Source organism: Brenneria sp. L4-2C (assembly GCF_040240335.1).
Taxonomy (GTDB): Bacteria; Pseudomonadota; Gammaproteobacteria; order Enterobacterales; family Enterobacteriaceae; genus Brenneria.
Map to the genome: position 1 here is coordinate 1 of NZ_JBEIAC010000054.1, position 1,621 is coordinate 1,621.

At 53.9% G+C, this 1,621-nt stretch carries 1 rRNA gene; it reads left to right on the forward strand.

The features are described 5' to 3' along the window. Nucleotides 1–46 precede the first annotated feature (46 nt). Nucleotides 47–1,588, forward strand: a 16S ribosomal RNA gene (locus ABRZ26_RS24990). Nucleotides 1,589–1,621: the final 33 nt, after the last annotated feature.

The window sequence follows — 1,621 nt, forward strand, 5'->3', positions numbered from 1 at the left end:
TAATTCTTTGAGCACAGCTATTAACTTAGCGAATCAAACAAATCTTAAATTGAAGAGTTTGATCATGGCTCAGATTGAACGCTGGCGGCAGGCCTAACACATGCAAGTCGAGCGGCAGCGGGAAGAAGCTTGCTTCTTTGCCGGCGAGCGGCGGACGGGTGAGTAATGTCTGGGGATCTGCCTGATGGAGGGGGATAACTACTGGAAACGGTAGCTAATACCGCATAACGTCGCAAGACCAAAGTGGGGGACCTTAGGGCCTCACACCATCGGATGAACCCAGATGGGATTAGCTAGTAGGTGGGGTAAAGGCTCACCTAGGCGACGATCCCTAGCTGGTCTGAGAGGATGACCAGCCACACTGGAACTGAGACACGGTCCAGACTCCTACGGGAGGCAGCAGTGGGGAATATTGCACAATGGGGGAAACCCTGATGCAGCCATGCCGCGTGTATGAAGAAGGCCTTCGGGTTGTAAAGTACTTTCAGCGGGGAGGAAGGGGGAAGATTTAATACGTCTTCTCATTGACGTTACCCGCAGAAGAAGCACCGGCTAACTCCGTGCCAGCAGCCGCGGTAATACGGAGGGTGCAAGCGTTAATCGGAATGACTGGGCGTAAAGCGCACGCAGGCGGTCTGTTAAGTTGGATGTGAAATCCCCGGGCTTAACCTGGGAACTGCATTCAAAACTGACAGGCTAGAGTCTCGTAGAGGGGGGTAGAATTCCAGGTGTAGCGGTGAAATGCGTAGAGATCTGGAGGAATACCGGTGGCGAAGGCGGCCCCCTGGACGAAGACTGACGCTCAGGTGCGAAAGCGTGGGGAGCAAACAGGATTAGATACCCTGGTAGTCCACGCTGTAAACGATGTCGACTTGGAGGCTGTGGTCTTGAACCGTGGCTTCCGGAGCTAACGCGTTAAGTCGACCGCCTGGGGAGTACGGCCGCAAGGTTAAAACTCAAATGAATTGACGGGGGCCCGCACAAGCGGTGGAGCATGTGGTTTAATTCGATGCAACGCGAAGAACCTTACCTACTCTTGACATCCAGAGAAGTTTGCAGAGATGCGAATGTGCCTTCGGGAGCTCTGAGACAGGTGCTGCATGGCTGTCGTCAGCTCGTGTTGTGAAATGTTGGGTTAAGTCCCGCAACGAGCGCAACCCTTATCCTTTGTTGCCAGCGATACGGTCGGGAACTCAAAGGAGACTGCCGGTGATAAACCGGAGGAAGGTGGGGATGACGTCAAGTCATCATGGCCCTTACGAGTAGGGCTACACACGTGCTACAATGGCGCATACAAAGAGAAGCGACCCTGCGAGGGCGAGCGGACCTCATAAAGTGCGTCGTAGTCCGGATTGGAGTCTGCAACTCGACTCCATGAAGTCGGAATCGCTAGTAATCGTAGATCAGAATGCTACGGTGAATACGTTCCCGGGCCTTGTACACACCGCCCGTCACACCATGGGAGTGGGTTGCAAAAGAAGTAGGTAGCTTAACCTTCGGGGGGGCGCTTACCACTTTGTGATTCATGACTGGGGTGAAGTCGTAACAAGGTAACCGTAGGGGAACCTGCGGTTGGATCACCTCCTTACCAAAGAGCCTTTAGGGCAGTGCAGTGTCCACA